At 70.7% G+C, this 24,552-nt stretch carries 23 protein-coding genes; 14 read left to right on the top strand and 9 right to left on the bottom strand.

From position 1 onward, the window contains the following. The first annotated feature begins 105 nt into the window (after nt 1-105). The 5 genes from EHO50_RS40475 (at nt 106) to EHO50_RS40455 (ending at nt 5,996) form a co-directional block, all read left to right on the top strand. Nucleotides 106-1,455, top strand: coding sequence for an ABC transporter ATP-binding protein (locus tag EHO50_RS40475; protein ID WP_128436858.1), 1,350 nt, complete (start codon nt 106-108; stop codon nt 1,453-1,455). Between the two features lie 29 nt (nt 1,456-1,484). Beyond that, nucleotides 1,485-1,955, top strand: coding sequence for a DUF3574 domain-containing protein (locus EHO50_RS40470; protein WP_128436857.1), 471 nt, complete (start codon nt 1,485-1,487; stop codon nt 1,953-1,955). Between the two features lie 111 nt (nt 1,956-2,066). Continuing rightward, the gene (locus EHO50_RS40465; RefSeq protein ID WP_128436856.1) at nt 2,067-3,455 is read left to right on the top strand and encodes an aldehyde dehydrogenase family protein; all 1,389 of its coding nucleotides are present in this window, start codon (nt 2,067-2,069) and stop codon (nt 3,453-3,455) included. A gap of 11 nt (nt 3,456-3,466) precedes the next feature. Further along, nucleotides 3,467-4,546, top strand: coding sequence for a Zn-dependent alcohol dehydrogenase (locus tag EHO50_RS40460; RefSeq protein ID WP_128436855.1), 1,080 nt, complete (start codon nt 3,467-3,469; stop codon nt 4,544-4,546). Nucleotides 4,547-4,670: 124 nt separating this feature from the next. After that, nucleotides 4,671-5,996, top strand: a complete 1,326-nt coding sequence (locus EHO50_RS40455) for an MFS transporter (RefSeq protein WP_128436854.1) — start codon at nt 4,671-4,673, stop codon at nt 5,994-5,996. On the opposite strand, the gene EHO50_RS40450 is transcribed toward EHO50_RS40455, so the two are convergent. The 3 genes from EHO50_RS40450 to EHO50_RS40435 all read right to left on the bottom strand — a co-directional run bounded on the left by EHO50_RS40450 (nt 5,988) and on the right by EHO50_RS40435 (nt 8,556). Beyond that, complete coding sequence (locus EHO50_RS40450; protein ID WP_128436853.1) at nt 5,988-6,929, bottom strand: DMT family transporter; 942 nt, start codon at nt 6,927-6,929, stop codon at nt 5,988-5,990. The two genes, EHO50_RS40455 and EHO50_RS40450, sit on opposite strands and share 9 nt — an antisense overlap. A gap of 227 nt (nt 6,930-7,156) precedes the next feature. Continuing rightward, the gene (locus tag EHO50_RS40440) at nt 7,157-7,867 is read right to left on the bottom strand and encodes an ArsR/SmtB family transcription factor (protein ID WP_128436852.1); all 711 of its coding nucleotides are present in this window, start codon (nt 7,865-7,867) and stop codon (nt 7,157-7,159) included. Nucleotides 7,868-7,914: 47 nt separating this feature from the next. After that, nucleotides 7,915-8,556, bottom strand: a complete 642-nt coding sequence (locus EHO50_RS40435; protein WP_128436851.1) for a TetR/AcrR family transcriptional regulator — start codon at nt 8,554-8,556, stop codon at nt 7,915-7,917. A 102-nt stretch (nt 8,557-8,658) separates the two neighbouring features. On the opposite strand from EHO50_RS40435, the gene EHO50_RS40430 reads away from it, so the two are divergent. The 3 genes from EHO50_RS40430 to EHO50_RS40420 all read left to right on the top strand — a co-directional run bounded on the left by EHO50_RS40430 (nt 8,659) and on the right by EHO50_RS40420 (nt 10,873). Further along, the gene (locus tag EHO50_RS40430; protein ID WP_128436850.1) at nt 8,659-9,810 is read left to right on the top strand and encodes an acyl-CoA dehydrogenase family protein; all 1,152 of its coding nucleotides are present in this window, start codon (nt 8,659-8,661) and stop codon (nt 9,808-9,810) included. Between the two features lie 60 nt (nt 9,811-9,870). Beyond that, the gene (locus EHO50_RS40425; protein ID WP_128436849.1) at nt 9,871-10,158 is read left to right on the top strand and encodes a YiaA/YiaB family inner membrane protein; all 288 of its coding nucleotides are present in this window, start codon (nt 9,871-9,873) and stop codon (nt 10,156-10,158) included. A gap of 91 nt (nt 10,159-10,249) precedes the next feature. Next, nucleotides 10,250-10,873 (top strand): TetR/AcrR family transcriptional regulator, encoded by a 624-nt coding sequence (locus EHO50_RS40420; protein ID WP_128436848.1) that lies wholly within the window; start codon nt 10,250-10,252, stop codon nt 10,871-10,873. 12 nt (nt 10,874-10,885) lie between these two features. Here the strand turns inward: EHO50_RS40420 and EHO50_RS40415 are convergent, their stop codons facing one another. Next, nucleotides 10,886-11,347: a MaoC family dehydratase gene (locus EHO50_RS40415; RefSeq protein ID WP_128436847.1), complete on the bottom strand. Its 462-nt coding sequence runs from the start codon at nt 11,345-11,347 to the stop codon at nt 10,886-10,888. Nucleotides 11,348-11,460: 113 nt separating this feature from the next. Between EHO50_RS40415 and soxR the strand changes: the two genes are divergently transcribed. Next, nucleotides 11,461-11,976: a redox-sensitive transcriptional activator SoxR gene (gene soxR / locus EHO50_RS40410; protein WP_128436846.1), complete on the top strand. Its 516-nt coding sequence runs from the start codon at nt 11,461-11,463 to the stop codon at nt 11,974-11,976. A gap of 73 nt (nt 11,977-12,049) precedes the next feature. On the opposite strand, the gene EHO50_RS40405 is transcribed toward soxR, so the two are convergent. Further along, the gene (locus EHO50_RS40405) at nt 12,050-13,117 is read right to left on the bottom strand and encodes an RNA ligase (ATP) (RefSeq protein ID WP_128436845.1); all 1,068 of its coding nucleotides are present in this window, start codon (nt 13,115-13,117) and stop codon (nt 12,050-12,052) included. Between the two features lie 151 nt (nt 13,118-13,268). On the opposite strand from EHO50_RS40405, the gene EHO50_RS40400 reads away from it, so the two are divergent. Then, a complete protein-coding gene (locus EHO50_RS40400) occupies nt 13,269-14,000 on the top strand; it encodes a hypothetical protein (RefSeq protein ID WP_128436844.1) in 732 nt (243 codons plus the stop codon). On the opposite strand, the gene EHO50_RS40395 is transcribed toward EHO50_RS40400, so the two are convergent. Both EHO50_RS40395 and EHO50_RS40390 read right to left on the bottom strand, forming a co-directional pair. Beyond that, nucleotides 13,946-14,683, bottom strand: a complete 738-nt coding sequence (locus tag EHO50_RS40395; RefSeq protein WP_164905091.1) for a 3-keto-5-aminohexanoate cleavage protein — start codon at nt 14,681-14,683, stop codon at nt 13,946-13,948. The genes EHO50_RS40400 and EHO50_RS40395 overlap by 55 nt on opposite strands. Nucleotides 14,684-14,814: 131 nt before the next feature. Continuing rightward, entirely contained in the window at nt 14,815-15,420 is a 606-nt protein-coding gene (locus tag EHO50_RS40390) for a hypothetical protein (RefSeq protein WP_128436843.1), read from the bottom strand. 230 nt (nt 15,421-15,650) lie between these two features. On the opposite strand from EHO50_RS40390, the gene EHO50_RS40380 reads away from it, so the two are divergent. Further along, entirely contained in the window at nt 15,651-18,455 is a 2,805-nt protein-coding gene (locus EHO50_RS40380; RefSeq protein WP_128436842.1) for a penicillin acylase family protein, read from the top strand. An 18-nt stretch (nt 18,456-18,473) separates the two neighbouring features. On the opposite strand, the gene EHO50_RS40375 is transcribed toward EHO50_RS40380, so the two are convergent. Both EHO50_RS40375 and EHO50_RS40370 read right to left on the bottom strand, forming a co-directional pair. Next, nucleotides 18,474-19,802, bottom strand: a complete 1,329-nt coding sequence (locus EHO50_RS40375) for a serine-threonine protein kinase (protein WP_128436841.1) — start codon at nt 19,800-19,802, stop codon at nt 18,474-18,476. Nucleotides 19,803-19,909: 107 nt separating this feature from the next. Further along, nucleotides 19,910-21,148 (bottom strand): exo-beta-N-acetylmuramidase NamZ family protein, encoded by a 1,239-nt coding sequence (locus tag EHO50_RS40370; RefSeq protein WP_128436840.1) that lies wholly within the window; start codon nt 21,146-21,148, stop codon nt 19,910-19,912. A 164-nt stretch (nt 21,149-21,312) separates the two neighbouring features. On the opposite strand from EHO50_RS40370, the gene EHO50_RS40365 reads away from it, so the two are divergent. Genes EHO50_RS40365 through EHO50_RS40355 form a run of 3 tightly spaced genes read left to right on the top strand, consistent with a single transcriptional unit; the run spans nt 21,313 to nt 24,383 of the window. Continuing rightward, entirely contained in the window at nt 21,313-22,086 is a 774-nt protein-coding gene (locus EHO50_RS40365; RefSeq protein ID WP_128436839.1) for an SDR family oxidoreductase, read from the top strand. Then, complete coding sequence (locus EHO50_RS40360) at nt 22,083-23,750, top strand: class I adenylate-forming enzyme family protein (protein ID WP_128436838.1); 1,668 nt, start codon at nt 22,083-22,085, stop codon at nt 23,748-23,750. Before EHO50_RS40365 ends, EHO50_RS40360 begins: the two co-directional genes overlap by 4 nt. Before the next feature lie 39 nt (nt 23,751-23,789). After that, on the top strand, nt 23,790-24,383 hold the full coding sequence (locus EHO50_RS40355; protein ID WP_128436837.1) for a TetR/AcrR family transcriptional regulator: 594 nt from the start codon (nt 23,790-23,792) through the stop codon (nt 24,381-24,383). The last annotated feature ends 169 nt before the right edge of the window (nt 24,384-24,552 follow it).

Raw genomic sequence — 24,552 nt, 5'->3', positions numbered from 1 at the left:
GCACATTCCGTTAACTTCCGTGACTCACGGGCCCCGTACGACCCGCACGAGGCTTTCGGACACACGGAGCAGCGGCGCTCCGAACAGCCCCCGGGGGCGGCAGTCATGACACGCGCCATCTCTCTGCACGACGTGAGCAAGGCCTACACGCGAGGAGTCCGCGTCGTGGACCGGCTCTCGCTGGACATCGAGCCCGGCGAGTTCCTCGTCCTCCTCGGGCCCTCCGGCTGCGGCAAATCCACCGTCCTCAGAATGATCGCCGGCCTGGAGGAGATCGACGAGGGCGAGTTGCTGCTGGACGGCGAGTACGCCAACGACCTGCTGCCCGCTGCCCGGCACATGGCGATGGTCTTCCAGAACTTCGCCCTCTACCCGAGCATGACCAGCCGCGACAACATCGGCTTCCCGCTGCGCATCGAGGCACCCGGCGCGGACCCGCGCCCCCGGGTGGACGCCACCGCCCGCATGCTGGGCATCGAGGACCTCCTCGACCGCTTCCCCGCCCAGCTCTCCGGCGGCGAACGCCAGCGCGTCGCCATGGGCCGGGCCATCGCCCGCCACCCCACCGCGTTCCTGATGGACGAGCCGCTGTCCAACCTCGACGCCAAGCTCCGAGGCCACCTGCGCGCCGAAATCTCCGGCCTCACCCGGAAGCTGGGCGTCACCACGGTGTACGTCACCCACGACCAGGCCGAGGCGATGTCGCTCGGCGACCGGGTCGCCGTCCTGCGCGGCGGCGTCCTCCAGCAGGTCGGCGCCCCGCGCTCCGTCTACGCCCTGCCCCGCAACGTCTTCGTCGCCGCCTTCATCGGCACCCCGCGCATCAACCTCCTGCGCGGCGTCGTTCGTGCCCCGCTCGACGGAGCCATGACCATCAGCCTCGGCAAGCAGTACCTCCGCCTGCCCGAACCCCTGTCCTTGGACCATCAGTTGCTCCGCGTCCAGCAGGGCCGCGAGGTCATCGTGGGCCTGCGCTCGGAGGCCGTACGGATCGCCAAGCCGGCCGCCGCCCGGCCCGGCGAGGTGCACATCACCGGCCTGGTCGAGCATGTGGAGTTCCAGGGGCACGAGGTCCTCGTCCACTTCAACACCGGCTCCCGCCCCGCGGTCGTACCCGATCTCGAAGCGCCGCGCGTCGCGGCCCGGCCCACAAGGCGGCGTCGCCGTGCGGGCGGCCGGGACGGCACCGTCCTGGACCGCCTCCGGGAACGCGCGGGAGCCCTGCGCGCCGGGCCGGTGGTGGTCCTCGACCAGCCGGGCGACGCCGCTCCCGAGCCCGCGCCGCCCGAGGGCCGACTCCCCGGCGACCTCATCGTCCGCACCACGCCCGACATCGACTTCCGCCACGGCATGCAGGTCCCTCTCCTCGTCGACCTCGCTCACCTGTTCGTCTTCGACCAGCACGGCGAACGCATCTGCCCGGCGCCGGCGAGGCTTCCCGACCTGGAGGAGTGAGGTCCGTCCGGTATGGCTAGTTATGGGCCATGAATGTGCACTTCACTCGAACCCGGGCCGTCCTCGCCGCCGTTGGCCTCCTGCTGGCCGTCGGCGCCCCGACCGCGTACGCCACCCTCGACGACGGCGCCACCGCGGCGCCGGCCGCGTCCTCCGCGCCGCTGCGGGGGGAGCCGTACATCGAGACGCAGCTGTTCTTCGGCACCGCGCGCCCCGACGGCGGCCCGGCCGTCACCGACCAGCAGTTCATGGCGTTCGTCGACAAGGAGGTCACGCCCGACTTCCCGGACGGGCTCACGATCCAGGCCGGGCGCGGACAGTGGCGGGACGCGAGCGGCACGATCGAGAAGGAGCGGTCGTACGAGCTGATCCTGCTCTACCCGCGGGCGGGGGCGCAGAGCAGCGACCGCAAGATCGAGGAGATCCGTCGTGCCTACGAGAAGGCCTTCGGCCAGGAGGCGGTGGGGAGGGTGGACGACGAGGCGCGCGTCGACTTCTGATGTCATGGGCCGCGCGGCACAGCCGCATGTCGACACATGCTGGCGCATAAAAACTAACGCCGCTAGTTTATGAGTTCGGACGACGAGGCAGCCCGCCCTGGAGGAAGCGCAATGAAGGCACACGACGGCATGTACATCGACGGCGCCTGGCGCCCCGCCGCGGGCCGGGACGTGATCGAGGTGGTCAACCCGGCCGACGGGCAGGTCGTCGGCCGGGTCCCGGCCGGCACCGCCGAGGACGTCGACACCGCCGTACGGGCCGCCCGCGCCGCCCTCCCGGGCTGGGCCGCGACCCCGCCCGCCGAACGGGCCGCGCGGCTGGCCGCCCTCCGGGACGTCCTGGAGGCCCGCAAGGACGAGATCGCCGAGACGGTCACCGCCGAACTCGGCTCGCCGCTGAAGTTCTCGCAGGGCGTGCACGCGGGCGTGCCGATCGCGGTCGCGGGGTCGTACGCCGAGCTGGCGGCGACGTACGCCTTCGAGGAGAAGGTCGGCAACTCGACCGTGTACCACGAGCCCATCGGTGTGGTCGGCGCCATCACGCCCTGGAACTACCCGCTGCACCAGGTCGTGGCCAAGGCCGCCCCGGCGCTGGCCGCCGGCTGCACGGTCGTGCTGAAGCCCGCCGAGGACACCCCGCTGGTCGCCCAGCTCTTCGCCGAGGCGGTGCACGAGGCCGGGGTACCCGCGGGCGTCTTCAACCTGGTCACCGGCCGCGGCCCGGTCGCCGGCCAGGCGCTCGCCGAGCACCCGGACGTCGACCTGGTCTCCTTCACCGGCTCCACGGCCGTCGGCCGGCAGATCGCCACGGTGGCGGGCGCGGCGATCAAGAAGGTCGCCCTGGAGCTCGGCGGCAAGTCCGCCAACGTCATCCTCCCGAGCGCCGACCTGGCCAAGGCGGTCAACGTCGGCGTCGCCAACGTCATGTCCAACTCCGGACAGACGTGCAGCGCCTGGACGCGGATGCTGGTGCACCGGGACCAGTACGACGAGGCCGTGGAGCTGGCCGCGGACGCCGCCGCGAAGTACGGCGAACGCATCGGGCCGGTGGTGAGCGCCAAGCAGCAGGAGCGGGTGCTCGGCTACATCGAGAAGGGCGTGGCCGAGGGGGCACGGCTGGTCGCGGGTGGCCCCGAAGCGCCGCGCGAGCAGGGCTGCTTCGTCAGCCCGACCGTCTTCGCCGACGTGACGCCCGAGATGACCATCGCGCAGGAGGAGATCTTCGGCCCGGTCCTGTCGATCCTGAAGTACGAGGACGAAGAGGACGCCCTGCGGATCGCCAACGGCACGGTCTACGGCCTCTCGGGCGCCGTCTGGGCGGGCGAGGAGGCGGAGGCGGTGGCCTTCGCGCGCCGTATGGACACCGGGCAGGTCGACATCAACGGCGGCCGCTTCAACCCGCTCGCTCCCTTCGGCGGCTACAAGCAGTCGGGCGTCGGCCGCGAACTCGGCACGCACGGCCTGGCCGAGTACCTCCAGACCAAGTCCCTCCAGTTCTGAGGAGTCTTCACGTGGTTCGCGCAGCAGTCCTGCCCGCAGTGGGCGCTCCCCTGGAGATCACCGAGATCGACCTCCCGGACCCGGGCCCCGGCCAGGTCCGCGTCCGTCTCGCCGCCGCCGGCGTCTGTCACTCCGACCTGTCCTTGTCCAACGGCACCATGCGCGTCCCGGTCCCCGCGGTCCTCGGTCACGAGGGCGCCGGCACGGTCCTGGCCGTGGGCGAGGGCGTCACCCACGTCGCGCCGGGCGACGCGGTGGTCCTCAACTGGGCCCCGTCCTGCGGCAGCTGCCACGCCTGCTCGCTCGGCGAGGTCTGGCTGTGCGCCAACGCGCTGAACGGCGCGGCCGACGTCTACGCCCGCACCGCCGACGGCACCGACCTCCACCCCGGCCTGAACGTCGCGGCGTTCGCCGAGGAGACGGTCGTGTCGGCGGGCTGCCTCCTGCCGCTCCCGGACGGTGTCCCGCTCACCGACGCCGCCCTGCTGGGCTGCGCCGTCCTCACCGGCTACGGCGCCGTGCACCACTCGGCGCGGGTCCAGCCGGGCGAGACGGTCGCGGTGTACGGCGTCGGGGGAGTGGGCCTCGCCGCACTGCAGGCTGCCAGGATCGCGGACGCGGCGAAGATCGTCGCGGTCGATGTCTCCCCGGAGAAGGAGGAGCTGGCCCGGGCGGCGGGCGCCACGGACTACGTCGTCGCCTCCGAGAACACGGCCCGCGAGATCCGCGCCCTCACCGGCAAGCAGGGCGTCGACGTGGCCGTCGAGTGCGTGGGCCGCGCGAGCACGATCCGCACGGCCTGGGACTCCACCCGCCGGGGCGGCCGCACCACGGTCGTCGGCATCGGCGGCAAGGACCAGCAGGTCACCTTCAACGCCCTGGAGATCTTCCACTGGGGCCGCACCCTCTCCGGCTGCGTCTACGGCAACTCCGACCCGGCCCGTGACCTGCCGGTACTGGCCGAGCACGTCCGCGCGGGCCGCCTGGACCTGGGCGCGCTGGTGACGGAGCGGATCGCCCTGGAGGGCATCCCGGCGGCGTTCGAGAACATGCTGGCGGGGAAGGGCGGCAGGGCGCTGGTGGTGTTCTGAGACCCATGGTTGCCCGGAGCGCTCAGGTGCTCCGGGCAACCTTCGCGCACACCCGTTGACCGCATACCGTCCAGTCAGTATGTTCCCGGGAACGTCCCCACCGCACCCACCGGAGTGTGCACGCATGGACACGTCCCCTTCCGCTCCCCCCGCTCCCACCTCGACTGTTCCGCCCTCTGCCAACCGCCGCCGCGTCGCCACCGCCGCGGCTCTGGCTTCCGCGGTCGAGTGGTACGACTACTTCGTCTTCGGCATCGCCGCCGCTCTCGTCCTCGGCGATCTCTACTTCCCCGCCGGCAGCTCGACCGCCGGCGTGCTCGCCGCCTTCGCCACCTTCGCCGTCGGCTTCCTGGCCCGCCCTCTCGGCGGCATCGTCGCAGGCCAGCTCGGTGACAAGCGTGGCCGCAAGCCGATGCTGGTCCTCGCGCTCACCCTGATGGGCATCGCCACCACGGGCATCGGCCTGCTCCCGACGTACGACACGATCGGCGTCGCCGCCCCGATCCTGCTGGTCCTCTTCCGCGTGCTGCAGGGCATCGCCGTCGGCGCCCAGTGGGGCGGCGCGATGCTGATGGCCACCGAGTACGCCCCCGAGGGCAAGCGCGGCATCTACGGCAGCTTCGTCCAGCTCGGCGTCCCCATCGGCGTGGTGACCGCCAACACGGTGTTCCTGCTCGCCGGAGCCTTCACCACCGACTCCCAGTTCGCGGCCTGGGCCTGGCGCGTGCCGTTCCTCGTCGGCCTGCTCGTCCTCGTGCTCGCCTGGTACATCCACACACGCGTCGAGGAGACCCCCGAGTTCCGGGAGGCGGAGAAGAAGCTGGCCGAGCAGGAGAAGGCCGAGCAGTCCTCCCCGCTGCGCACGATCCTGAAGGGCCACCTCGGCACGGTCCTGCTCGCCGGCGGCTCCTTCGCCGTGAACACCGCGACCTTCTACATCATCATCACGGGCGTGCTGGACTACACGACCCGCGAGCTCGGCATGAAGAAGAGCGCCGTCCTCACCGTCTCGCTCTGCATCAGCCTCACCCAGCTGATCCTGATCCCGGCCGCCGCCGCGCTCTCGGACAAGATCGGCCGTATCCGCATCTACGCGCTCGGCGCGGCCGGCATCGGCCTGTGGGCCGTACCGCTGTTCCTGCTGATCGACACCGGGTCGCTGCTGTGGCTGGCGGTCGGCACGTTCGTCGCCAGCTGTTTCCTCAGCATCATGTACGGCCCTCAGGCGGCCCTGTTCGCCGAGTTGTTCACGCCCGAGATGCGCTACACGGGCGCCTCCCTCGGCTACCAGATCGCGGCCGTCCTCGGCGGCGGCCTCGCCCCGTTCGTCATGGTGCTGCTGCTGGAAGCCACCGGCACCTCGATGGCGGTGTCCGGCTACATCATCGGCCTGTCGGTGATCGCCCTGCTGTCCATCAAGGTCCTTGCGGACAGGGCGCGTTCACGCTGACTCCCGGGTCTGCTCGGGTTGTGGTGCCACCGCCACGACCCGAGCCGCCCGCGTCCGGGACCGTGACACGGCGACCCCGGCCAGGCACAGCGCCCCGCCCGCCAGGGTGAGCAGCCCCGGCACCTCGCCCAGCGCCAGCCAGGACATCAGCACGACAAGCGCGGGGACCGCGTAGGTGGTCGCGCCCATCCGGCTGGCGGTCGTGCGGGCCAGGGCGTACGCCCAGGTCGTGAAGGCGAGCGCCAGCGAGAAGACGCCCAGATAGACCAGGTTGAGGGTCGCGGAGAGGGAGGCGTCGGCCACGTCGTCGACGAGCTGCCCGCTGAACGGCAGGCAGACGACCGCGCCGACCAGGCACCCGAACGTCGTCACTTGGAGCGGGCTCGCCTGGCCGAGCGCCGGCTTCTGCGCCACCACGCCGCCCGCGTACCCGACCGCGGCGAGCAGGCACAGCACCACCCCGAGCACCGAGGACCCGCCTCCGCCCGACATCGACAGACCCACGGTCACCGCACCGGCGAACGACACCGCCATCCCCGCCAGCAGCCGCGGCGGCATCGGGTCACCGAGCAGCCGGGCGCCCAGCAGCGCGATGAGGATCGGCCCGATGTTCACGACGAGCGCCGCCGTACCGGCGTCCACCTGCTGCTCGCCCCAGTTCAGCACGACGCTGTAGAAGCCGAACCACAGCAGTCCCGATATCGCGATCCCGGGCCAGGCCGCCCGCGGAGGCACCCCCTCTCGCCGGACGAGACAGATCACCCCGAGCACCAGGGCACCTACGAGCAGCCGCCCCAGCGCCAGCGCGCCCGGCGAGTACTCCTCACCCGCACTGCGGATGGAGACGAAGGCGGAGGCCCACAACACGACGGTGACGGTGGCGGCACCGGCGGCGAGTAGCTCGGTGCGGCGGGCGGGGGAGACGTTCATCATGCTCCAGAGGCTAGGAGGGGAGAGGGACCGAGGGCTTGCGGATTTCGGACGCAGGGGTGGGGCGTGCGGATCTGAGAGGCGCGGCATCTGTCAAAGCGGCGTCTACTGCCGCCAACCAGGGGCGCGGGGCTGTGTTGAATCTGCGGCTACCGCCGCGTGGGGGCGACCAGCCCCCGCACAGCCGCACCCGGCGCACCACACGGCCCCCACCCCCTTGGCCGCCCAGCTCACCGCAATGCCCCCGCTTCGATGCCAAGCAGCTCCCGAAGCGCCCGCTCCCCCGACGGAGTCACCTTCACGGCCCGCTCCGACCCGATCCGCACACACCACCCCACCTCCAGCGCATGCCGGCACAGGGCCGCCCCCGCTACCCCCGCGAGATGGGGGCGGCGTTCGGTCCAGTCGAGGCAGGCGCGGGCCAAGGGGCGGCGGCCGGTGCGGTTGAGGGGGATGCCGGCACTGTCGAACCAGCCGAGCCCCGCGTCCGTCAACGCGAACCCCGTGTCCTGCCGCAGCAGCCCCCGCGAGGTCAACGCGTCCGTGACCGCGATGCCGAGCCGTCCGGCGAGATGGTCGTAGCAGGTGCGGCCGCGCGCCATGGCAGACCCGGCACTGGACTCGCGCAGGTTCCGCGGCCGTACGTCGGCAGTCGGCGACACCTGCGCGGCGAGGTCCTCCACCAGCTGCGCCACGCGCGCGTCGGCCAGCCGCACATACCGGTGCCGCCCCTGCCGCTCCTCGGCGAGCAGCCCGCCCGCGACGAGCTTGCTCAGATGCTCGCTCAGCGTCGACGCCGCGACCCCGGCGTGCCGCGCCAGCTCACCGGCGGTCCACGCCCGCCCGTCGAGCAGTGCCAGCAGACAGGCCGCCCGGGTCTCGTCGGCGATGAGTCCGGCGAGCCGGGCCAGCTGCGGTGCCTGGGGGTCCCTGGTGGTCATGCGTCCCAGCATGCGGCACGGACATTTCGGTGGCCGCCGAACTGTGGCTAGGTGGGCCGCCCGACCTGCTCGTACTGTCGCGCGAGGCCGTCCAGCAGCGCCGTGAGGCCAGTCTCGAAGGCCCGTTCGTCGATCTTCTCCTGCTGCTCGGCGAGAAGATGGGCCTGCCCGAGGTGGGGGTAGTCGGCGGGGTCGTACGCGCTCGCGTCGTCCACGAAGCCCCCGGCGAACGAGCCGAGCGCCGAGCCCATGATGAAGTACCGCATCAGCGCGCCGATGGACGTGGCCTGCGCCGGCGGCCAGCCCGCGGCGACCATCGCGCCGTAGACGGCGTCCGCGAGGCGGAGTCCGGCGGGGCGGCGGCCGGGGCCCTGGGCGAGGACCGGGACGACGTTCGGGTGGTCGCGCAGGGCGGCCCGGTAGGAGACGGCCCAGTCGTGCAGCGCGGTCCGCCAGTCCCGGCCGTCCTCGAACATCGACAGGTCGACCTGGGCGCTGACCGAGTCGGCGACCGCCTCCAGGATCTGGTCCTTCGTGCGGAAGTGGTTGTAGAGGGACGGGCCGCTCACGCCCAGTTCGGCGGCGAGCCGGCGCGTGGAGACGGCTGCGAGGCCCTCCGCGTCCACGAGTTCGCGAGCCGTCTCGACGATCCGGTCGTAGCTGAGGAGGGGCTTGCGCGGTCGGGCCATGGCGCACATAGTAGGGCTGCCGAACGGAAACTAGCAGTGCTAATTTAAATGTACGGCTTTCAAGTGTGGTGGTGATTCCACCGTCTGTGGGGTGACTTCGGTATGAACCTGGAGCTCAGCGAGGAGCAGACCGCCGTCCGGCGGCTCGCCCGGGACTTCGTGGAGCGCGAGATCGCCCCGAATGTCATCGCCTGGGACCGCGCCGAGGAGGTCGACCGCGCAGTCGTGAAGAAGCTCGGCGAGGTCGGCTTCCTGGGTCTGACGATCGACGAGGAGTACGGCGGCTCGGGCGGCGACCATCTCGCGTACTGCCTGGTGACCGAGGAACTCGGCCGCGGCGACTCGTCCGTGCGCGGCATCGTGTCCGTCTCCCTGGGCCTGGTCGCCAAGACCATCGCCGCCTGGGGGAGTGAGGAGCAGAAGCGGCAGTGGCTGCCGGGGCTCACCGCCGGCGACTACGTCGGCTGCTTCGGCCTCACCGAACCCGGCACCGGATCCGACGCGGGCAACCTCACCACGCGCGCGGTCCGCGACGGCGACGACTACGTCATCAGCGGCACCAAGATGTTCATCACGAACGGCACCTGGGCCGACGTCGTCCTGCTCTTCGCCCGCTCCACCGACGCACCGGGCCACAAGGGCGTCTCCGCCTTCCTGGTCCCCACCGACACCCCAGGCCTGACCCGCCGCACCATCCACGGCAAGCTCGGCCTGCGCGGCCAGGCCACCGCCGAGCTGGTGTTGGAGGACGCGCGGGTGCCCGCCGAGGCCATGCTGGGGGAGGAGGGCAAGGGCTTCTCGGTCGCCATGTCGGCCCTGGCCAAGGGGCGGATGTCGGTCGCCGCGGGGTGCGTCGGCATAGCCCAGGCCGCCCTGGACGCGGCCGTCCGATACGCCGGTGAACGCGAGCAGTTCGGCCGGACCATCGCCCACCACCAGCTGGTCCAGGAGCTGCTCAGCGACATCGCCGTGGACGTGGACGCGGCCCGGCTGCTGACCTGGCGGGTCGCCGACCTGATCGACCGGGGGCAGCCGTTCACCGTCGAGTCCTCCAAGGCCAAGCTCTTCGCCTCCGAAGCTGCCGTGCGCGCCGCCAACAACGCCCTCCAGGTCTTCGGCGGCTACGGCTACATCGACGAGTACCCGGCGGGCAAGCTGCTGCGCGACGCCCGCGTGATGACCCTCTACGAGGGCACGAGCCAGATCCAGAAGCTGGTCATCGGGCGGGCGCTGACGGGGGTTTCGGCGTTCTGAGTACCTTGCTGAGTACTTCAGCGGATGTGGCCGGTGTCACCGTCGCCGACCCTGTTCTCCATGAGTGACACACCGGTCAAGCAACAGAGCACGGCGGCGTTCTACGGTCAGGCCGTGGCCTCCTTCGCCATCGCCATGGCCGCCACCGCGATCGGTATCTTCCGGTTGAACGCCGACGCCTGGGTGCGGGGCTTTCTCGCGATCGCGGTCCTCTACCTGGTGACCTCGGCGTTCACGCTCGCGAAAGTGATCCGGGACCGCCAGGAGGCCGGACAGATCGTGAGCCGGGTGGACCAGGCGCGGCTGGAGAAGCTCCTGTCGGAACACGATCCCTTCGAAAAGCTCTGAAAGCCCTGAAAGCTCCGAACGGCCACGCTAAGCGCCCGCTCACCTTCGGCGGTATGGTGGTTCCTCTGTCAGCGAGAGGGGCGAGTGAGCGATGAGTACGGCGGAGGAGACGGCCGGCGGAGAGACGTCGGCGTGGGGTGAGGTCACGCCCGACGCGGCCCGGCGGCTGCTGATCGCCGCCGTGGAGGCCTTCGCCGAGCGCGGCTACCACGCCACGACGACCCGTGACATCGCGGGCCGCGCCGGCATGAGCCCGGCCGCGCTCTACATCCACTACAAAACCAAGGAAGAGCTGCTCCACCGCATCAGCAGGATCGGCCACGAGAAGGCGCTCGAGATCCTGCGTACGGCCTCCCGCCGCGAGGGCACGGCGGCCGAGCGGCTCGCCGACGCGGTGAGCTCCTTCGTCCGCTGGCACGCCGGCGGGCGCACGACTGCCCGGGTCGTGCAGTACGAGCTGGACTCGCTCGGCCCGGACGCCCGCGCCGAGATCCTCGCACTGCGCCGGCAGTGTGACGCCGAGGTGCGCGGGATCATCGAGGACGGTGTGGCGGCGGGCGAGTTCGACGTCCTGGACGTCAAGGGGACCACCCTCGCCGTGCTCTCCCTCTGCATCGACGTGGCCCGCTGGTTCAGTGTCGACGGTCCTTGGACGCCCGACGAGGTCGGCGCGCTCTACGCCGACCTCGTCCTGCGGATGGTGGGGGCGAAGTAGCCTCCGGGCCGCTCAGACGTAGAAGCGGGCCACCGACTCGGCCACACAGACCGGCTTGTCCCCGCCCTCGCGCTCCAGGGTGTAGGCGACGGTCAACTGGGCGCCGCCGGGCACGTCCTCGACGTTGCTGATCTTCGCGGTGGCGCGCAACCGCGAGCCGACGGGCACGGGCGAGGGGAAACGGACCTTGTTGGTGCCGTAGTTGACGCCCATCTTCACGCCCTCGACCTTGATCAGCTGGGGTCCGAAGAGCGGCAGGAGCGACAACGTGAGGTACCCGTGGGCGATGGTGGTGCCGAAGGGGCCGGCGGCGGCCTTCTCCGGGTCGATGTGGATCCACTGATGATCGCCGGTGGCCTCGGCGAACAGGTCGATCCGCTTCTGGTCGATCTCCAGCCAGTCGGTGTACCCCAGCTGCTCGCCCACCGCCGCCTTCAGGTCGTCGACGGACGTGAAGATCCTCGGCTCTGCCATGTCCCGGCCTCTCGTGTCGCAGTTCCGCACATCTAAGCGACTGCTTAGCATGGTCGGGGTCGGGGCTCATGTCAACGGAACGGGTGTCCGACGCGGTAGGTAGGCTCTGAGGGGTGCCCCAGATCCCCGAGAAGATCCACGAGCTGACCGTCGGCCAGCTGTCGGCGCGTAGCGGCGCCGCCGTCTCCGCCCTGCACTTCTACGAGTCCAAGGGCCTGATCAGCAGTCGCCGCACCTCCGGCAACCAGCGGCGCTACACCCGTGACACCCTCCGCCGGGTCGCCTTCGTGCGGGCCGCGCAACGCGTCGGCATCCCCCTGGCCACGATCCGCGAGGCCCTCGCCGAACTCCCCGAGGAGCGCACGCCCACCCATGAGGACTGGGCGCGCCTGTCGGAGGCCTGGCGCTCGGAGCTGGAGGAGCGCATCAAGCAACTGAACCGCCTCCGCGACCACTTGACCGACTGCATCGGTTGCGGCTGCCTCTCCCTGGACACGTGCGTGCTGTCCAACCCGGACGATGTGTTCGGCGAACGGCTGACGGGGTCGCGGCTGCTGGTGGAGCAAGGGGGAGGGGGAGGCCGTCAGGGGCGGAGGCAGGGTGAGCCGGGGGCGGGGACCTGCAGCTGACGGCGCCGGGATGCTGGACCGGCTTGGGCGGGGGTGGTTCGCCCCGCCCGTCAAGACGCCGCAGCGCCGCCCTTCACTCGTACTCCGTCCCGCCCTTCCGTGTCAGGTACGCCGGGCTGACCGCCTTCGCGATGGCCCGACCCCCGGTCACCGTGCTGTACCGCTCGACTGCCGGACGTATCACCACGCCCTCCCGCAGATGCAGCTCCCGCCCCGAGACGGTCTCGCGCCCCGTGGCGACCTCCAGCACCCGCTCGATGTCGTACGGCCCCTCGAACAGCCTTGGCGCCAAGGGGAGTTCGCCCTCCAGCACCTCCGCAGCGTCCAGCCACCGCACCCGACCGTCGATCTCCGCGGACACATCGAACACGGCGTACCCCAGGGTCGCCCGTCGCCCGTCGGCCCCGTACGTCAGGTCCTGCACGCCCGCGCCGTACACCTCGCCGAAGATGCCCACCCGGCGCGCCCCCAGCCGCTCGGCCAGCCGGGCCGCCGCCTCGGCGACACCGTGCCCGCGCACCGCCCGCCAGTACAGGTTCCGCGACTCCTCCTTCAGGGCCAGCGACTTCGCCCCGAAGCCCTTGGAGGAGACGTACACCCGGTCCTCGTCGGCCACATACGTCAGCAGGCACGCCGAGCCGTGCAGCTTCTCGGTCAGCACGACGGGCTCACCCGGCACGAAGATGTCCGGATACCGCTGGATGTTCTCGATGTCGACCCAGGGCAACAGATCCGGCGCCGACTCCACCTCACCGGACATCGTGGGCGGGATCGGCGGCACCCACTTGGTGACCCCGAGCACCTCGGCGAAGTCGGTCCCCTCCGCAGCCGCCCGCGCCAGATCGACGTCGGCCAGTGCCTTCGGCCGGCACACGATCCCCTGCGACAGCTCACCGCGCAGCCGCACCGCCTTGACCCGGTCGGCCTTGCTCCCCGCCAGCCGCCCGGTCAGCCCCAGCTCCTCGATCAGCTCGGCGGGCAGCACGGACTGCTCGGGGATGTACACGGCGGCCTCGCCGGTGCGGTACGCGCCCTTGGCGACAACGGCCCGGTACAGGCCCACCTGGGCCAGTTCGAGGGCGTCGGCGTTCGGATGCTCGTGGACGGTCAGCACTTCGGCGGTGACGCGCAGCGTCGACATGAGGGGCTCCTTCAGGACCTCAGGTTCGTTTCATCGCCCCCAACTGTCCGGACGGGAAAGGGCTGGAGCGACCGGAATTGCGGCTGGTATCGTCGCGATCTTCGGCCGGCGGCACGCTGCCGCGCACGGAGTCCTGACGGGGTCGACTTCCATGCCCTCACCTGCCCTTGACGCTGCTCTCGCGGACATCGAAACGGTCTTCAACGGGTTCGCCAGCCCTACGGAGATCGGCTGCGAGCGGTGCTTCGATCCGGAGGAGACGGCGTATCTGCGCACGCCGTACACGCGTGTGCCCGCCGACCTGGTTCGCAGGTTCGTCTTCAAGGTTCCCGATCACTTCGAGGACCACGCCGCCGTGATGCGGCGCCTGCTGCCGCAGATGGCGCGGGCGATGGCGGACGGCAGCATGGACGTGGCGTGGTGGGGGCACGGGCTGACCCGCGTGGACTGGCACTCCTGGCCGACGGAGCAGTCCGACGCCATCCAGGCGTTCCTGACCGCCTGGTGGCGGGATGCCCTCGCGTCCCCCGAGCCGCCGCATCCGGTCACCGACGTATTCGACTGCTGTTCCGCGATCGCCGGGACCGTGACGCCCTTCCTTGCCGACTGGATCCGGCATCCCGTCGCCGACACACACCTCGTGGCTTGCGCACGCCGGTGGCTGGCCGACCTCCTCGCCGATGACCTGCCGCTCACCTGCGGGTTCGACGAGGGCAACGAGGCGGCCGTCGCGGAGTTGCAGTCTTGGTTCGCTCGCAACGCTCCCGCCCGCCTCCGCGCCCGAGGCGAGCCCGACCTCGCGATGGAGGCCGAACTCCTCGCCCTGCCCTACGACGACCGCTGGACCCACCCGTACTGGTACAAGCCCTCCGCCACCAACTGAGCGTTCGACACGGCCCGTTCCCCGTCCGGCAGGACCAGCGTGTCCTCCAGGCCGATGCGCGTCGCCAGCCCCAGCCGCCCCGCCAGCCGCAGCACCGGCCACGCGCCCCCGTCCTCCCCGTGCAGCAGCACCGGGCGGCCGAACGCCGAGCCCAGGTCGGTCAGCAACGCACGCGCGGTCTCCTCGGCCGACTCCGCGGACGTGTCCGTCACCTCCGCCAGCACCCGCAGCACCCTCGGCCCCAGCGGCGAGGCGGCGAACCGGGCCGCCCCATCGGTGCCGGACCAGATGCCCGCCTCGACGCCCACGCCTTGCTCGATCAGCGCCGCGGCCACCTCCTCGGCGCCCGGCTCATGCCAGTTGACCGAGGCGTGGTCGGGAAGAACAGAGAGCGCCGACCAGCTTCGTATCCGCTCCACCCGGGCCGCCGTATCCGGTTCCGCCCAGGCGCCCGTCGTCACGCCGACCGGCACCGACACCCGGGCCCGTATCGCCTCCAGCGTCGGTGCGAGCACGCGCGGCGACAGACTGTCCTGCCCGCAGGGAGTCTTGGGGTGGACATGGATGTCCGTGGCCCCGGCCGCAACGGCCTCGGCCGCGGAGTCGGCCAGTGCCTCCGGCGAGAGCGGCACCACCGCACCGTCGCCCGCCCCTCGGGGCCCGTTCAGACACACCTGGATCATGTCTCGATGGTGCCAGCCACCACTGACAACGGGGATGGCCGAGAGGGCACTGACGAGGGGAGTGGGTCGGCAAGGCGGCGAAATCGCTGCGGCAAAAGGGGGTGCGGCATCCCCAGCGCACCCCCGTCGTACTAGGCGGAAACCAGCAGCCGCCGTTCGCGCCGCGACGCCGCCAGCGCTTCGGGCGTGAGCACCGGACGCGGCACCACGATCCCGCAGTCCGTGCAGACCGGCCCCGACGACGGTTCATGGGCCAGGTCGTACTGCCAGATCAGCCGCTCACCGCCGCACACCGGGCACTCCGAACCCGGTTCGCGCTCCAGCGCGGAGATCAGTCGGCGCAGCACCTCGGCCAGCGGTTCATCCGGGTGGACCCGGGGGTTGTCGCACCAGGCGACTCCGAAACCGCCCCAGGTCAGCCGGTGCCAGTCGTCCACGGTGCCCGGCCTGCGCAGTCCGTCGTGCTTCTCCTTTTTGCGTCGCTCGGCGAACTCGACCTCATAGGCCAGCCAGACCGAACGCGCCTCCTCCAACTCGTCCAACGCGGCCACGAGCCGCGCCGGATCGGGGGAACGGTCCTCCGGACCGAACCCTGCCCGGGAGCACAAGTGGTCCCAGGTCGCCCTGTGCCCGTAAGGAGCGAACCGCTCAAGGCACTTACGCAGCGAGTAGCGTCGCAGCGCCAGATCGCACCGTGGGTCTCGCACCTGTCTCGCCAGACTCCGGAAACCGGCCATCGCCCTGCACCTCCGTCACACCTGCACCTGTACTTCGGTCACTTCGGCGTCGTCGCACGGACTTCGCGCGACGTTGACGAATAGACGTATCGACAAGCGATTCGGCTCCATTGGATTTCCGATGACCTCCATAGCGAGCCCTGGTGACTCCAAAAAGTGACGCATGTTCACCTTCAATCCCGGGGATACCGCCGGTAACGTCCGGCCCACCCACGTCGGTAGGAGCTGCCATGCCACGGCGTACCCCACGCAACGCCCTAGACAGACTGAGAACTCCCGGCAGATTCCCCGGGTTCCTGAAGACGGCATCCATATGCGCCTTGATTGCCGGTCTTTTGTCGCCAATCTCTCAAGCCGCCACCGCGCCCGAGGCGTCCGCAGCGGAGGCCGAGGTCACGGCCGCGAACGACCACTGCGGGAACCAGTGCTCCGACATCCTGCCGCCGGGCCAGAACGGCAACGCCACTCTCGCCCAGATCCTGCTCAACCAGGCCTTCGGCACCCTGCCCGAACATGCCTCGGACCAGCTGGGCCCCTACGCCAACCTGGCCAAGGGCTACTCCGGCCTCACCAACGCGACGATCAACAACTTCTTCAACGACGCCTCCTTCGGCGTCCCCTCCGACCAAGTCGCCTCCACCATCAATCCCGCCGGACGCAGCGACGTGACGATCGTCCGTGACAAGAAGACGGGTGTGCCGCACATCACCGGTACCACCAGATACGGCACGGAGTTCGGCGCGGGCTATGCGGCCGCCCAGGACCGGCTGTGGCTGATGGACGTCTTCCGGCATGTCGGACGCGGTCAGTTGACCTCGTTCGCCGGCGGAGCGCCCTCCAACCAGGGCCTCGAGCAGGAGTTCTACCGCCACGCGCCGTACACCGAGGCGGATCTGCAGGCACAGATCGACAACGCCGTCGCCGCGGCCGGCGACCGGGGCAAGCAGGCACTCGCCGACGTGGGCGCCTACATCGACGGCATCAACTCCTACATCGACGCCTCCGACAGCGGCCGTTACTTCCCCGGCGAGTACGTCCTGACCGGGCACAAGGACTCGGTCACCAACGCGGGCACGATCGAGCACTTCAAGCCCACCGACCTGGTCGCACTGGCGTCCGTGATCGGCGCCCTGTTCGGCTCCGGAGGCGGCGGCGAGGTCAACAACGCCCTCTCCCTGCTGGCCGCCCAGGAGAAGTACGGCGTGACCGAGGGAACGAAGCTCTGGGAGTCGTTCCGCGAGCGCAACGACCCGGAGGCGGTCGTCACCGTCCACGACAAGAGCTTCCCGTACGCCACCAAGCCCGCCGATCCGCAGGGCGAGGCCCTGCCCGCCGCGGACTCGGTGACCGAGGAGCAGCTGGTCTACGACCGTACGGGCAGCGCGGCCGGATCCGCCGCGACGACCGCCTCCACCACCGCGGCCGAGACCGCCATGACCTCGGCCAAGCGGGGCATGTCCAACGCCCTCGTGGTCAGCGGCGAGCACACCGCGAGCGGCCACCCGGTCGCCGTCTTCGGCCCGCAGACCGGCTACTTCGCACCCCAGCTGCTCCTGCTCCAGGAGATCCAGGGGCCGGGCATCAGCGCCCGCGGCGCCTCCTTCGCCGGTCTGAGCATGTACGTCGAGCTCGGCCGCGGCCAGGACTACGCGTGGAGCGCGACGACCTCAGGCCAGGACATCATCGACACCTACGCCGTCGAGCTGTGCCAGGACGACTACCACTACCTGTACCGCGGCACCTGCACCGCGATGGACAAGGTCGAGCAGAAGAACGCCTGGAAGCCGACGACCGCCGACGGGACCGCCGAGGGGTCGTACACGATGCGCGTGTGGCGGACGAAGTACGGTCCCGTCACACACCGCGCGACCGTCGGCGGCAAGAAGGTCGCCTACACCACCCTGCGCTCCTCCTACCTGCACGAGGCCGACTCGATCGTCGGCTTCCAGATGCTGAACGACCCGGACTACGTCAAGGGCCCGGAGGACTTCCAGAAGGCGGTGCAGCACATCAACTACACCTTCAACTGGTTCTACGCCGACTCCGAGCACACCGCCTACTACAACAGCGGCGACAACCCGGTCCGGGCGACCGGCGTCGACGCGGAGTTCCCGGTATGGGCGCAGTCGGCGTACGAGTGGCGGGGCTGGGATCCGACGACGAACGCGGCGCAGTACACCCCGCCCTCCGCCCACCCCAACTCCATCGACCAGGACTACTACATCTCCTGGAACAACAAGCAGGCCAAGGACTACACCACCGCCCCCTGGGGCGACGGCTCGGTCCACCGCGGCAACCTGCTGGAGAGCCGGGTGAAGAAACTGGTCGACGCGGGCGGCGTGACCCGGGCCTCGCTGGTGAAGGCGATGGCCGACGCGGGCCTTGCCGACCTGCGGGCCGAGGACGTACTGCCGGATCTGCTCAAGGCCGTCACCAGCTCCACGGTGACCGACTCGACGGCCGCGGCGGCCGTGAGCAAGCTCCAGGCGTGGATCTCGGCGGGCGCCAAGCGCACCGAGACGTCGGCCGGTTCGAAGACGTACGCCAACGCCGACGCGATCCGGATCCTGGACGCGTGGTGGCCGCTGCTGGTGAAGGCCGAGTTCGAACCGGGTCTGGGCAGTGAGCTCTACGCCGCCATGACCGCCAACCTGCCCATCGACGAGTCCCCCTCCGCCGCGCACGGCCCGACCGGCTCGCACGCCGGAAGCTCCTTCCAGTACGGCTGGTGGTCCTATGTCGACAAGGACATCCGGGCCGTGCTCGGGGAGTCGGTACAGGGTCCGCTCGACCGGAAGTACTGCGGCGGCGGCAGCCTCAGCGCCTGCCGGGACATCCTGATCAGCACCCTGAAGGAAGCGGCCGGCAAGACCGCGGCCCAGGTCTACCCCGGCGACGACCAGTGCTCGGCGGGCGATCAGTGGTGCGCCGACTCGATCGTCCAGCGGACGCTGGGCGGCATCAAGCACAGCAAGATCAGCTGGCAGAACCGGCCGACGTACCAGCAGGTCGTGGAGTTCACGTCACATCGGTGACGGGTCAGCGGCGGCGGGTCACTCGATGCGGCCCGCCGTCAGCACCACCTGCGCCAACTCCCGGTGCAGGATGTCGCTGTGCGCTCCCGCAGGCGGTCCGCCGCGCCTGACGACCGCCGCCGCGTCGATGTTCACGCATCCCGACGTCGGCAGTGTCGCCTTCAGCGCGTCGGCCAGCTTGAGCGACCGTGTCCCCGGCACCGCCTGCACCCCGTCGTGCCCCATCGCACCCCACTTGGCACCCAGCATCCGCCCGATGTCCAGGGCCGCGACCCCTTCCGCGTCGCCCGCCATGCGGGAGGCCAGCGGATACATCGTGGACAGGGCCGAGTCGTGCCGCGAGTAGCAGCACACCAGCGGCCCGTCGATCCGGTTGTGCTGGCCCTCCAGCACCCCGCCGGCCCGGGTGTCGTGCGGCAGCCGGGACGCGAACGCGTAGTGCGAGAAGGCACCTTGGAGCAGCGTCACGGACTTCACGGTGTGCACCCCCTTCGGCAGCCCGCGCAACGCGAACGACACCAGCCGCGCACCGAAGCTGTGGCCGACGAGATGCACCCGCACCTCGGGCGCCCGTGCGGCCAGTTGCCCGACCAGCCGGCCCAGCCCACGCTCACCGACCGTGCCCGCGCGCCGCTTCATGGCGTAGTACGTCGCCTGCCGCAGCAGTTCGTGCGCGCCCTCCCACGGGTTCGGCAACGAGAACGATGCCGCTCCGTCCGGCGCTCCGTCGGGCGCTTCGAGATGTGTCAGCGCCTGCGCGAACTCCTCGCACACGGCCGCGGTCGACCCCGAGAACATGTCCGGCGAGTTCTGCGGCACGCCCTCCGCCAGCGTGTCCGCCGCGAACAGCACCTGCGGCCCCGGCGGCACGATGTCCACCAGCATCCGCACCAGCCGCCCGAACTCCTCCAACTCCCCTTCCTCACGGGGCTGTTGATCCAGCATCCGGGCGATCTGGTCGATCACGGTCGCCCGCCCCGGGAACGTCTCCAGCAGCGCGTGCCGCGTGTCCTTGTCGAGCGCCGGGCGGCGGGGCATCTCGGCCGCCACGGCCCGCGGAAAGTCCGGGATCGGCTCGTCCGAGAACCGCATCGACGGCCAGACCACACCCACGTACCCGATCTTCGCCGCCGGAGCGAGCTGCGGGATCGGCGCGAAGAAGCGGTCGTAGAGCCGGGTCGCCCCCGAGCGGTCGTTGTTCCAGCCGTGCGCGAAGACGATCAGATCACGGACGTGGTGCTGCGCCACCCCGGCCAGCAGCCGGTCCCGCTTGCCGGCGTCCGGATCCCCGTCCGCGTCGAAGGTCAGCTCCCAGTAAGGAGTCACGCTCACTGCCGGATTCGCCATGACAGGCCCCCTCGTCCCCCGTAGTGGTGCGATACGGGCGCATCGTCCTGCTACCGGGCGCGAATGGCCATACGTCGTCACTCATCCGGGGCACGCAATTGAGGCGCTCATTTGTACAGCAGGTACTCCCTGCGCACCCGCCGGAACGCCGCGAGCTCCTGGTGCCAGCCCGCCACCACCTCGTCGGCGCTCGCGCCCGCGTCGATCATCGTGCGCACCTGTGTGGAGCCGGTGAGCTTGTCGATCCAGTTGTCGGGGCGCCAACCGAAGCCGCTCCAGACCTTCTTGGCGGTCACGAGCAGGGCGATTCCGGTGCGGACGGGGTCGTACGCGGCCCGGTCGTGCACATGGATCTGTACGCCGCCGATGGTCTTGCCCTGGAACTTCGAGAACGTGGGCGCGAAGTACGCCTCCCTGAAGTGCACGCCGGGCAGGTCGAGTTCGCCTGCGGCGGCCGCCCAGCGTCCGTCGATGCCTTCCGCGCCCAGCAGTTCGAAGGGGCGGGTGGTGCCGCGTCCCTCCGACAGGTTCGTGCCCTCGAAGAGGCAGGTCCCCGAGTACACCAGCGCGGTGTCCGGCGTCGGCATGTTCGGGCTCGGCGGCACCCAGGGCAGGCCCCAGGCGTCGTAGAACTCGGACCGCCGCCAGCCCGTCATCCGTACGGTCTCCAGGGGTACCGGGGTGGTGAGGAACTCCCCGTTGAACAGCCGCGCCAGCTCGGCGACCGTCATGCCGTGCGCCTGGGAGATGGGCCGGCGGCCGACGAAGCTGGCGAACTCCTCGTGCAGGACCGGGCCTTGGGCCGCCCGTCCGGTCACGGGGTTCGGGCGGTCGAGTACGACGAAGCGCTTGCCGGCGAGTTGGGCCGCCTCCATGCAGTCGTAGAGGGTCCAGATGTACGTGTAGAAGCGGGCGCCCACGTCCTGGATGTCGAAGACGATCGTGTCCACGCCGGACGCGGTGAAGATGTCGGCGAGGGGACGGCCGCTCTTGAGGTACGTGTCGTAGACCGGGAGACCGGTCGCGGGGTCGTCGTAGCGGCCCTCGGAGCCGCCTGCCTGGGCGGTGCCGCGGAAGCCGTGTTCGGGGCCGAAGACGGCCCGTAGGTTCACCCGGTCGTCGGCGTGCATGACGTCGACGATGTGACGTACGTCGCGGGTTACGCCGGTGGGGTTCGTCACGATACCGACGCGCTGGCCGCTGAGCTGGGCGTAGGCGTTTGCGGTGAGGTTCTCGAAGCCTGTGCGTAGGTGCCTGCGGAGCTCGGCCCCGGAGGCCTGGGAGGCTGTGGTGAGTGAAGCTGCTGCCGTTGTCGCTGCGAGAAGGGCTCGTCTGGATAGGCGCATGGGGGGCACGGTATTGCTCCCGCAGGTTGTGTGGAAGGTGCCGGGCGGTTGGTGGCTGGTCGCGCAGTTCCCCGCGCCCCAGGTGGGCTGCCGTTGCCCTTCCTCTGATACATACCGACCGGTTAGTCTGTCCAGTGCAAGAGAGCCGCAGCCGAAGGAGACCGATGGTGGAAGCCGTTCAGGGTGCCGGAGTCGTCGTTACCGGGGCTGGGGGTGGCATCGGGGCGGCCCTCGCCCGGCGCTTCGCCGCCGAGGGGGCTCGTGTCGTCGTCAATGATCTGGATGCCGGGAAGGCCCAGGCGGTCGCCGATGAGATCGGCGGCGTCGCGGTGCCGGGTGATGCCTCCTCGATCGTCTCCGAGGCCCGCGAGGCGCTCGATGGCACCGTCGACGTCTACTGCGCCAACGCCGGTGTCGCCTTCGGAGGCGAGGACCCAGGTCAGTCTCTCGACGAGAAGGCCTGGACGGTGTCCTGGGACGTCAATGTCATGGCACACGTGCGTGCCGCCAACGAACTGCTCCCGGCCTGGCTGGAGCGGGGGAGCGGGCGGTTCGTGTCCACCGTCTCCGCCGCCGGGCTGCTGACGATGATCGGGGCCGCGCCCTACGCCGTCACCAAGCACGGCGCCTACGCCTTCGCCGAGTATCTGTCGCTGACGTACCGCCACCGCGGGATCAAGGTCCACGCCATCTGCCCGCAGGGTGTGCGCACCGACATGCTCGCCGCCACCGGCAGCGCGGGCGACCTGGTGCTCCACCCGACGGCCATCGAGCCGGACGACGTCGCGGACGCCCTGTTCAAGGGCATCGACGAGGACCGCTTCCTGATCCTGCCGCACCCCGAGGTCGCCGGGTACTACCAGGCGCGGGCCACCGAACCGGACCGCTGGCTGACCAGCATGAACCACCTCCAGCAGAAGTGGGAGGCGAACCGGTGACCGACGCCTCCGCCTACGCGGCCAAGCCCTGGCTGGCCCTGCTCAGCGACGCCCAGCGCGCCCCGATAGACCCGGCCGACACCCTCGTGCACGCCCTGCGCCGGGTGGTCGCCGAGACCCCGGACCGCACCTTCCTCGCCTACTTCGACGGCCGCCTGACCTACCGCGAGGTCGACGAGCTCAGCGACTCCGTCGCCGGACACCTCGCCGCCCGCGGCCTGGAGCGCGGCGACCGGGTGGCGATCCTGCTGCAGAACTCCCCGCACTTCGTGCTCGCGCTGCTGGGCGCCTGGAAGGCGGGCGCGATCGTCGTGCCCGTCAACCCGATGTACAAGTCGGGGGAGGTCGGTCACGTCCTGCGGGACGGTGAGGTGGCCGCACTGATCTGTTCCGACCGGGCCTGGGAGTCGTATCTGCGCGAGACGGCGGCCGAGTCGCCGGTGCGGATCGCCCTCACCGGCTGTGAGTTGGATTTCCAGACTCGCAACGACGCGCGCGTGCTGTCCTTCGAGCGGCTGCCGCAGGCCGACGACGCCGAGGACCTGGCGGTCGTCGCACGCGCCGGGCACAAGGCGCCGCAGGGCCGTGACCTCGGCCCGTCCGACATCGCGCTGATCAGCTACACCTCGGGCACCAGCGGCACCCCCAAGGGCGCCACCAACACGCACGGCAACATCATGTACAACGCCGAGCGGCAGCGGACCGGACTGGAGCTGCCCGAGGTGCCCGTCTACTTCGCGATGGCGCCCCTGTTCCACATCACCGGGATGGTCTGCCAGCTCGGCGCCTGTCTCGACAGCGCGGGCACGCTCGTGCTGGCGTACCGCTTCGAGGCCGGTGTCGTGCTCGACGCGTTCGCCGAGCACGGGCCCCACTACACCGTCGGCCCGTCGACCGCGTTCATGGCGCTGGCCGCCCACCCGGCGGTCACCCGCGACCACTTCGCCTCCTTCCGGATGATCTCCTCCGGCGGCGCCCCACTGCCGCCCGCCCTGGTGGAGAAGTTCCGGGCCGGCCTGGGGCCGTACATCCGCAACGGCTACGGCCTCACCGAGTGCACCGCCCCCTGCGCCTCCGTCCCGCCAGGCCTGGAGGCCCCCGTCGACCCGGTCTCCGGCACGCTCGCCGTGGGGCTGCCGGGGCCCGAGACGGTCGTACGGATCGTCGACGACGCGGGCGAGGAAGTGCCGTTCGGCGAACAGGGCGAGATCCTGGTGCGCGGGCCGCAGGTCGTCCCCGGCTACTGGCGGCGCCCCGACGCCACCGCCGAGACCTTCCCCGACGGCGAGCTGCGCACCGGGGACATCGGGTTCATGGACGCCGAGGGCTGGCTCTACGTCGTCGACCGCAAGAAAGACATGATCAACGCGTCCGGCTTCAAGGTCTGGCCGCGCGAGGTCGAGGACGTGCTCTACACCCACCCGGCGGTGCGCGAGGCGGCCGTCGTCGGGGTGGCCGACGGGTACCGCGGGGAGACCGTCAAGGCGTACATCAGCCTCCGTCCGGGTGCGGAAACGGACCCCGACGCACTCGCTGCGTACTGCAGGGAGAGACTGGCCGCCTACAAATATCCGCGGCAGGTGGAGATCCTGCCCGACTTGCCCAAGACGGCAAGTGGGAAGATCCTCCGTCGGGAACTTCGTTCCCGCGCGAACGACGGCTAGACAGCAGGCAGACATCTCGGAAAGGCAGGTGGCGGCACAGTGGCCAGGACGACGGACGGTGACGGCACGCCCGTCCCGCAGCGGCTGCTCGCCGCCGCCACCCGGCTCTTCGCCGAGCGGGGTTACGACCGCACCTCGGTGCAGGAGATCGTCGAGGCGGCCGGCGTCACCAAAGGGGCGCTGTACCACTACTTCGGTTCCAAGGACGACCTTCTGCACGAGGTGTACGCGCGCGTGCTGCGCGTTCAGCAGGAGCGGCTGGACGCGTTCGCGAACGCCGACGAGCCCATCGAGAAGCGGCTCAGAGGCGCTGCCGCCGACGTCGTCGTCACGACGATCGAGAACCTCGACGACGCGATGATCTTCTTCCGCTCCATGCACCACCTGAGCCCGGAGAAGAACAAGCAGGTGCGCGCCGAGCGCCGGCGCTACCACGAACGCTTCCGTGCGCTCATCGAGGAAGGTCAGGAGTCGGGCGTCTTCTCGAAGGCGACCCCGGCCGACCTGGTGGTCGACTACCACTTCGGGTCCGTCCACCATCTGTCGACCTGGTACCGCCCGGACGGCCCGATGGGCCCCCAGGAGGTCGCGGACCATTTGGCGGACTTGCTGCTGCGGGCACTGCGTCCCTGACGCCGGTCCAGTTCCTCGCCCCCGCCGCCCCTACCCGTCCCGTCCCTGGGGGCCTGCGGCCCCCAGACCCCCGCTTCGGCCCTGAAGGGGCCTCGTCCTCAAACGCCGGACGGGCTGAAAAAACTCAGCCCCTCCGGCGTTTGAGGAGCGGGGGTCCAGGGGGCAGAGC

It is taken from the genome of Streptomyces cyaneus (genome assembly GCF_004028635.1).
GTDB classification, from domain to species: Bacteria; Actinomycetota; Actinomycetes; order Streptomycetales; family Streptomycetaceae; genus Streptomyces; species Streptomyces cyaneus.
Note: the sequence above shows the minus strand (reverse complement) of the source record. Positions and strands in the feature narration are given on the sequence as shown.